The organism is Streptomyces sp., from assembly GCF_019510245.1.
Lineage (GTDB): Bacteria > Actinomycetota > Actinomycetes > Streptomycetales > Streptomycetaceae > Streptomyces.
This window is the reverse complement of record NZ_JAEKKT010000210.1, coordinates 20,878-29,390: the sequence shown is the minus strand read 5'-3', so window position 1 is coordinate 29,390 and position 8,513 is coordinate 20,878. Positions and strand designations below refer to the sequence as shown.

At 67.7% G+C, this 8,513-nt stretch carries 8 protein-coding genes; 3 read left to right on the top strand and 5 right to left on the bottom strand.

What is annotated here, in order from left to right:
* The 3 genes from rpsR to rpsF form a co-directional block, all read right to left on the bottom strand.
* On the bottom strand, positions 1-187 hold a 187-nt coding region (rpsR, locus tag JF597_RS42515; protein WP_294009352.1), incomplete at its 3' end, for a 30S ribosomal protein S18.
* A gap of 48 nt (positions 188-235) precedes the next feature.
* A complete protein-coding gene (locus JF597_RS42510) occupies positions 236-832 on the bottom strand; it encodes a single-stranded DNA-binding protein (RefSeq protein WP_294009350.1) in 597 nt (198 codons plus the stop codon).
* A gap of 77 nt (positions 833-909) precedes the next feature.
* Complete coding sequence (gene rpsF / locus JF597_RS42505) at positions 910-1,200, bottom strand: 30S ribosomal protein S6 (RefSeq protein WP_093500872.1); 291 nt, start codon at positions 1,198-1,200, stop codon at positions 910-912.
* A gap of 261 nt (positions 1,201-1,461) precedes the next feature.
* Here rpsF and JF597_RS42500 point away from each other — a divergent pair, with 261 nt between their 5' ends.
* The 3 genes from JF597_RS42500 to JF597_RS42490 all read left to right on the top strand — a co-directional run bounded on the left by JF597_RS42500 (position 1,462) and on the right by JF597_RS42490 (position 4,165).
* Positions 1,462-1,764, top strand: coding sequence for a hypothetical protein (locus JF597_RS42500; RefSeq protein WP_294009347.1), 303 nt, complete (start codon positions 1,462-1,464; stop codon positions 1,762-1,764).
* A 163-nt stretch (positions 1,765-1,927) separates the two neighbouring features.
* Positions 1,928-3,049, top strand: a complete 1,122-nt coding sequence (gene femX / locus JF597_RS42495; protein ID WP_294009345.1) for a peptidoglycan bridge formation glycyltransferase FemX — start codon at positions 1,928-1,930, stop codon at positions 3,047-3,049.
* 84 nt (positions 3,050-3,133) lie between these two features.
* Positions 3,134-4,165 (top strand): alanine racemase, encoded by a 1,032-nt coding sequence (locus tag JF597_RS42490; RefSeq protein ID WP_294009343.1) that lies wholly within the window; start codon positions 3,134-3,136, stop codon positions 4,163-4,165.
* A 109-nt stretch (positions 4,166-4,274) separates the two neighbouring features.
* On the opposite strand, the gene JF597_RS42485 is transcribed toward JF597_RS42490, so the two are convergent.
* Both JF597_RS42485 and JF597_RS42480 read right to left on the bottom strand, forming a co-directional pair.
* Entirely contained in the window at positions 4,275-5,789 is a 1,515-nt protein-coding gene (locus JF597_RS42485; RefSeq protein ID WP_294009341.1) for a glycosyltransferase 87 family protein, read from the bottom strand.
* A 131-nt stretch (positions 5,790-5,920) separates the two neighbouring features.
* A complete protein-coding gene (locus tag JF597_RS42480; RefSeq protein WP_294009339.1) occupies positions 5,921-8,101 on the bottom strand; it encodes a transglycosylase domain-containing protein in 2,181 nt (726 codons plus the stop codon).
* Positions 8,102-8,513 lie beyond the last annotated feature (412 nt).

The following is an 8,513-nucleotide window of genomic DNA, read 5'->3' as shown; positions in this document are numbered from 1 at the left end:
TGACGGCCGTGGCGACGTCACGCTGGTGCTGCGTGCAGTTGCCGGTCACGCGGCGGGCACGGATCTTGCCGCGGTCGGAAATGAACTTCCGCAGCATGTTCGTGTCCTTGTAGTCCACGTACGTGACCTTGTCCTTGCAGAAAGCGCAGACCTTCTTCTTAGGCTTGCGCACAGGCGGCTTCGCCATGGTGTTTCTCCTGTGTGATCAAGAAGTGGGGATACGAGCCCGTGCCCCTTAGAAGGGGGGCTCGTCCGAGTAGCCGCCACCGCCGCCGGAGCCGGAGCCGCCGGAGCCGCCGCCCCAGCCGCCACCGCCCTGGTTGCCGCCACCGGCGGGAGCGCCGGAAGCCCAGGGGTCGTCGCTGGGGGCACCGCCCTGGTTACCGCCGCCGGGGCCACCGCCCCAGCCGCCGCCACCCTGGCCGCCGCCACCGCCGTACCCACCCTGGCCGCCGCGGCCGCCGCCACCGGCGGTCTTGGTGACCTTGGCCGTGGCGCTCCGCAGGCTGGCGCCGACTTCCTCGACGTCCAGCTCGTAGACCGTGCGCTTGACACCCTCACGGTCCTCGTAGGACCGCTGCTTCAGCCGGCCCTGCACGATGACGCGCATGCCTCGCTGGAGCGACTCCGCGACGTTCTCCGCCGCCTGACGCCAGACCGAGCAGGTCAGGAACAGGCTCTCGCCGTCCTTCCACTCGTTGGTCTGACGGTCGAAGGTGCGGGGAGTGGACGCGACACGGAACTTCGCGACCGCCGCACCGGAGGGGGTGAAGCGCAGCTCGGGGTCATCGACAAGATTGCCGACGACCGTGATGACGGTCTCGCCTGCCATGGGGGAACCTCTCGGCGGGTTTGCTGCTGGCTGCTTGTGCTGCTACTCGAAATCCCGAGATCGGCTGAGCAGAGAGCTCAGTGGGTCTCGGGGCGGAGGACCTTGGTCCGGAGGACCGACTCGTTCAGGTTCATCTGGCGGTCGAGCTCCTTGACGACCACAGGCTCGGCCTGCAGGTCGATGACCGAGTAGATGCCCTCGGGCTTCTTCTTGATCTCGTACGAGAGACGACGACGGCCCCAGGTGTCGACCTTCTCGACCTTTCCGTTGCCCTCACGGACGACGGAGAGGAAGTTCTCGATCAGGGGGGCGACAGCGCGCTCCTCCAGATCGGGGTCGAGGATGACCATCACCTCGTAGTGACGCATGTGGAACCCACCTCCTTTGGACTCAGCGGCCACGGTCGTTCCGTGGCAGGAGGGTTGTGATGCGTACGCAACGGTATCGGCAGCCACTGACATTCGGGGGTTCCCGCTGGGATCCCGGGCAGGGCATGGGCAGACACCGGTGCAGACGCTACAGACTACCCGCACACGCGCTTCCGGTTGAAATCAGGCGGCCGGGGCCCTCAATCTGTACACATCGGGTGTGTATGGCGCTACGATGCGCCGCTTCCGCAGGAGGTGCCCATGGCACAGGCATTGCGACCCAACACCGCCGGATCCCTCTTCGCCACCGACGGCAAGACCCATCCGCTCCAGGACTCGCTGATGGCGGTGACGCTGGCGCTCGGGCTGATCGCCTTCATCACGTCGTTCTTCCACAGCCTGCACCTGCTCAGCTCCTGGACCGGCCTGATCGGCCTCTGCACCGGTCTGTACGGGCAGTGGGTCTCGATCACCACGCGCGAGCGTTTCGGCCTGATCCTGGGTCTCGGTGCCTCGGGCATCGGCTTCTTCATCGGCATGGCGCACGGCGGCCTGTTCGGCTGAGTCCGGCACCCCCACGCAAAGCCTGGAACGCCCCGGCCGGACAGGAGCCGGGGCGTAGGTGCCGTACGGCCAGTCGGGCCGCGGGCGAGGCGCAGTAGGCTTCGGCGCGAGAGCCGGAGCCCCTGTATCCATGGGGACACACCAGCCCGAGGAGCGCCCCGACATGAGCCTGACCCTGAGGACCATCAGCCGCGAACAGCATCTGGCGTACATCCAGAGCCTGCCGGCGGCTAGCCACATGCAGGTCCCGGCCTGGGCCGATGTCAAGGCGGAGTGGCGTTCGGAGAACCTGGGCTGGTTCGACGAGCGCACCGGCGAGATGGTCGGCGCGGGCCTGGTGCTGTACCGCCAGCTGCCCAAGATCAAGCGCTACCTCGCGTACCTGCCCGAGGGCCCGGTCATCAACTGGTTCGCGCCCAATCTCGACGAGTGGCTCCAGCCGATGCTGGCCCACCTCAAGCACCAGGGCGCGTTCTCGGTGAAGATGGGCCCGCCGGTGATCATCCGGCGCTGGGAGTCCAACTCCATCAAGCAGGGCATCCAGAACCCGGACGTGAAGCGGCTGCGCGACATCGAGGCCGACTTCATCGAGCCGCGCGCCTTCGAGGTGGCCGACAAGCTGCGCCGGATGGGCTGGCAGCAGGGCGAGGACGGCGGTGCCGGCTTCGGTGACGTGCAGCCGCGCTATGTCTTCCAGGTGCCGCTGGCGAACCGTTCCCTGGAAGAGGTCCACAGGAACTTCAACCAGCTGTGGCGGCGCAACATCAAGAAGGCCGAGAAGGCCGGCGTCGAGGTCGTCCAGGGCGGCTACCAGGACCTGGCGGAGTGGCAGCGGCTGTACGAGATCACGGCCGTGCGCGACCACTTCCGGCCGCGCCCGCTGTCGTACTTCCAGCGCATGTGGACGGCCCTCAACACCGAGGACCCCAACCGGATGCGGCTGTACTTCGCCCGGCACAACGGGGTCAACCTGTCCGCGGCGACCATGCTGATCGTCGGTGGGCACGTGTGGTACTCCTACGGCGCCTCCGACAACATCGGCCGTGAGGTGCGGCCCTCGAACGCCATGCAGTGGCGGATGCTGCGCGACGCCTACGCGCTCGGCGCCACCGTCTACGACCTGCGCGGCATCTCGGACTCGCTGGACGAGACGGACCACCTCTTCGGCCTGATCCAGTTCAAGGTGGGCACCGGTGGCCAGGCCGCCGAGTACCTCGGCGAGTGGGACTTCCCGCTGAACAAGCTGCTCCACAAGGCGCTCGACATCTACATGTCGCGCCGCTGACGTCACGCTCCGTGCTTCTATAGCCCTGACACACCGCAGTCCTCTGGCACTCCCCAGCCACCCAGAAAGGTTCCAGGTCCGGCCATGGCGCTCACGCTCTACGTCGACACCGCGCGCTGGCGGGCGCACCACAAGCACGTGCAGGAGCAGTTCCCGGGCCTCGTCCCGGTCTGCAAGGGCAACGGCTACGGCTTCGGCCACGAGCGCCTGGCGGAAGAGGCCACGCGTCTGGGCTCGGACATTCTCGCCGTCGGTACGACGTACGAGGCCGCGCGCATCAAGGACTGGTTCGGCGGCGACCTGCTGGTGCTGACCCCGTACCGGCGGGGCGAGGAACCGGTGCCGCTGCCCGACCGGGTCATCCGCTCGGTGTCGTCCATCGACGGCGTGTACGGCCTGGTGGGCGCCCGCGTGGTCATCGAGGTGATGTCCACGATGAAGCGGCACGGCATCAGCGAACAGGATCTGCCACAGCTGCACTCCGCCATAGAGAACGTCCGGCTGGAGGGCTTCGCCATCCACCTGCCGCTGGACCGCACCGACGGCTCGGACGCCGTCGAGGAGGTCATCGGCTGGATGGACCGGCTGCGCGCGGCCCGCCTGCCGCTGCACACGATGTTCGTCAGCCACCTCAAGGCCGACGAACTCGCCCGGCTGCAGCAGCAGTTCCCGCAGACCCGGTTCCGGGCCCGGATCGGCACCCGGCTGTGGCTGGGGGACCACGACGCCACCGAGTACCGCGGGGCGGTCCTGGACGTCACCCGCGTCGCCAAGGGCGACCGGTTCGGCTACCGGCAGCAGAAGGCGGCCTCGGACGGCTTCCTGGTGGTCGTGGCGGGCGGTACGTCGCACGGGGTGGGCCTGGAGGCCCCGAAGGCCCTGCACGGCGTCATGCCGCGCGCCAAGGGCGTCGCACGGGCCGGCCTGGCCACGGTGAACCGGAACCTTTCTCCGTTCGTCTGGGGCGGGAAGCAGCGCTGGTTCGCGGAGCCGCCGCACATGCAGGTGTCGATCCTCTTCGTGCCCTCGGACGCCCCGGAGCCGAAGGTCGGCGAGGAACTGGTCGCCCATCTGCGGCACACCACGACCCAGTTCGACCGGATCGTGGACCGCTGACCGGCCGCACGCCGGCGAAGCGCGCTGCCTGACCGTTCGCAGCACAGGAAAAGGGCCGCACACGAAGTCCGTGTGCGGCCCTCTTTCCTTCAGAACCTGGGGTGTTCGCTCAGAGCGAACCGCCTTCGGCGACACCGCCCTCGGAGGATCGGCTTCCCCATTCCACCTGCGGCCCCTCGAAGGGGGCCGCATGGCGCGGCGGACGGGCCGCCGCACCGAGCACGAAGACGTCCTCCGCGCCGTCCAGCACCCCGCCGGAGGGATCGTCCTCCCCGCCGCGGCGCACTACGTCCCGCTCGGGCATGAGGATGTCGCGCACGACCATGCCGCACAGGTAGAGCGTGCCCAACAGGTGCACGGCGATGGCCCAGTGGTAGCCGTCGGTCGGCAGGCCCTTGTGGGCGTCTCCACTGGTCGTGTAGGCGAGGTACATCCAGATGCCCAGGAAGTACGCCACCTCGCACGCCTGCCAGATCAGGAAGTCCCGCCACTTGGGCCGGGCGAGGACGGCCAGCGGCACCAGCCACAGCACGTACTGCGGGGAGTAGACCTTGTTGGTGAGGATGAACGCAGCCACCACCAGGAAGGCCAGCTGGGCGAAGCGCGGCCGGCGCAGGGCGGTGAGGGCCAGGGCCGCGATGCCCAGGAAGCAGAGCAGCACCAGGACCGTGGCCGCGGTGTTCACGAAGTCGGTGCTGGGCGGGGTGGTCGTGTTCTGCGCCCAGATCAGCCAGAAGGAACCGAAGTCGACGCCCCGCTCCTGGCTGAACGTGTAGAACTTCGACCAGCCGTCGAAGGCGAAGATCATCACCGGCAGGTTCACGACCAGCCAGGCGGCTACCGCACCGCCCGTGGCAACGAAGAACTCCCGCCATTTGCCTGCCCGCCAGCACAGCAGGAACAACGGCCCCAGCAAGAACACGGGGTACAACTTGGCGGCCGTGGCAAGCCCCAGGAGGACGCCGAAGGCGAGCGGACGGCTCCGAGACCACATCAGCATCGCTGCGGCCGTCAGAGCGACCGCCAGGAGGTCCCAGTTGATGGTGGCGGTCAGGGCGAAGGCGGGCGCCAGGGCGACCAGCAGGCCGTCCCAGGGGCGCCGACGGTGCGTACGGACCACGCACACCGCGATGACCGCGGCGCACAGCATCAACATTCCGGCGTTGACGAACCAGTACACCTGCTCCTGGAGCATGATGCTGCCGCTGCCCGGCGTGAGCCATGCGGCCACCTCCATGAACACACCGGTCAGCACCGGGTATTCGAGGTAGTCCATGTCGCCCGGGAGCTTGTCGAAGTACGGCACCAGACCATCGGCGAAACCGCGCCCCTGATAGAGGTGCGGAATGTCCGAGTAGCAGGCGTGGGTGTACTGGGAACTCGCGCCGAAGAACCAGCCGCTGTCGTAGCAGGGCAGCTTCTGCACCATGCCGAGGGCGAACATCCCGACCGCCACGATGACGACCACCCGTAGCGGCGTCCACCAGGACGTGCCGAGCAGGGCTCGCCGCCCGATGGGGCCGCCGATCAGCTCACTCCCGGCCGCGGCGACCTCGTCTTCCCTGGTCGGCCGCACCGGCTCCGGCTCACGCACGCCCGCGGGCGTCGTCTCTGCACTGGGCATGGGGCCCATCCTGCCGTACCTCTCTAGGAATACGCCGAGGGCCGCCGCACCTCGCCGGGTGCGGCGGCCCATGTTTCACGTGAAACAGACTTCGGCGGGCGAAACGGTCACCAGCCGGTCAGACCGCGCGGCTAGCCGGTTGATCCGCCGAAGAGGTTTCCTCCGCCGTTGGCATTGCCTCTGGTGTTGCCTGCGCCGGTCGTATCCGTAGCTGACGGCGAGGACGTCGTACCCGATGTGCTGCCGCCGTTGGCGCCGCCGTCGGTCGAGCAGTTCCAGGCGAACTGGCAGGTCTCCGTCACCGTGGGCGACGGGGAGGTGACCGTCTCGCTCGGGGTGGCGCTCGGCGTCTCACTGGGCGTCTCGCTCGGCGTGATGCTGGGAGTCGGCGTCGGGGAAGGAGCCCCGGCCTCGTCGGCAATCTCACCGATCTTGGTCGCCTCGGGGAAGCCCAGGTCGTTCTTGCCCTGCAGCGCGGCCTTCATGTACTCGGTCCACACGGAGGTCGGAATGTCACCACCGTGGATGGACGCCACGCCGGCGGTGCCGTTCATGGAGAGCAGCTCGGCGTCCTTCGGGTTCTCACGGAACATCGCCACCGAGGTCGACAGCTGCTTGGTGTAGCCGACGAACCAGGCCGACTTGTTGCTGTCGGTGGTACCGGTCTTGCCCGCCGCCGTACGGCCCAGGGCCTTGGCGTTCTGGCCCGTACCGTTCTGGATGACGTTCTGCAGGACGTCCGTGACGTTGTTCGCCACGTTCTCCTCCATGGCCCTGGTCGCCTTGGGCTTGTCGAAGCCGGGCAGCGGCCGCCCGTCCTGCTTGACCGCGGTCACGGAGTACGGGTCCACGTGTTCGCCGGACGCCGCGAAGGTCGCGTAGGCGTCCGCCATGCGGATGGCACTGGGAGTGGACGTACCGATGGCGAACGACGGGTTCAGGCCCTGCAGCATGCTGTCGGTCAGAATGCCGGAGGCATGAGCCATGTCACGGACCTTCGTGAGCCCCACGTCCACGCCCAGCTGCACGAACGGCGTGTTGATCGACTGCTCCATCGCCTTGCGCAGGGTGATGTAGCCCCAGGGGTACTTACTCTCGTTCCGCTGACGGAAGATCGAGTTGTCCTTGTTCAGGTAGAAGGTACCGTCCGGCCTGCGCACCTTGAGGTTGTCGTCGCCGTTGTACTTGCTCAGCGGCGACACCCCGACGCCGTCGGTCTTGTACGTCCCGTCCTGCATGGCCGCTGCCAGCACGAACGGCTTCCACGTCGAACCGACGGGGACACCCGAGGTGTCGGCGTTATTGGTGAAGTGGTTGTTCTCGTAGCCGGCACCGCCGTACAGGGCGACGATCGCACCGTCGTCGGGCACCACGGACGCGGCACCGAACTGGACGTACTTGTCCTTCTCACGGTTCTTCGGGTCCAGACGCGCCTTCTGGACCTTCTGCACGGCCGCGGTCAGCGCGTTGACCTTGTCCTTGTCGAAGGTCGTGTAGATCTGGAAGCCGCCCTGGTCGAACTGCGTCTCCGTGATGTTGGAGTGCGCGAGGACGTACTTCTTGGCCGTGTCGGCGAGGTAGCTGATCTGGCCGGTCATGCCCTTGACCGCCTTGCGGCCCTGGGGCATCGGGTACTTCTTGACGGCCGTCTGGTACTCGGCATCGGTGAGGTGCTGGTCCTTGTGCATCTCCTCGAGGATCCAGGCCCAACGGTCGTGCGAGCGCTGGTAATTGGCCTTCTGGGAGGCCGCGGGATCGATGTCCGGGTTGCCCGCGGGGTCGTAGTACGTCGCGCCCTTGAGCAGAGCCGCCAGGACCGCACACTGGCTCGGGGTGAGGCTTTTGGCGTCCACCCCGTAGTAGGTCTGGGCGGCGGCCTGGATGCCGTACGCGCCACGGCCGAAGTACGAGGTGTTCAGGTAGCCCTGGAGGATCTCCGGCTTGGTGAACTTGGTGCCCACCTTGATGGAGATGAACATCTCCTTGAACTTGCGGGTGAGCGTCTGGTCCTGGCTCAGGTAGGTGTTCTTGACGAACTGCTGGGTGATCGTCGAACCACCCTGCGTCTCACCACCCTTCGCCATGTTGACGAGGGCCCGGGCGATGCCCCTGAAGTCGACGCCCGGGTCCGTGTAGAAGCTCTTGTTCTCCGCCGAGATCACCGCGTACTGCATGGCCTCGGGGATCTGGTCGATGGTGACGTTCTGCCGGTTGACGCCGGTGCCCGTCGCCACCATCTGCTTGCCGTCGGCCCAGTAGTAGACGTTGTTCTGGGACTGTGCCGCCGTGTTCTCGTTCGGAACACCCACCATGGCGTATCCGACGCCGACCAGCGCCACCAGGCTGCCGAAGAAGGTGATGCACAGCCCCGAGACGAGCTTCCAGGAGGGGACCCACCGACGCCAGCCGAACCTGTTCGCCCTGGGGTAGTCGATCAGTCGCTTCTTGCCGGGCGCCGTCGAGGCCCGGCCTCTGCCACGCCCGGGCCCGGCAGGACCCCCCGGACCACGGCTTCCGTTGTCGGCAGCTCTGCGGCGGCTGTTTCCCGTACTTCTCTGCGCCGCCCGGCGTGCCTCGGCACGGCTGCCGTACGGACGCTCCTCACCTCCCGAGCCCGCGTCCGACCCATAGGAACTGAACCCATAGGAGTCGGAAGGAGACCCGGTGGCGCCTCGCGGTGCCGCGCGGCGGCCGGAGGACGGTCCGGACTGGCCGCGTCGGGCC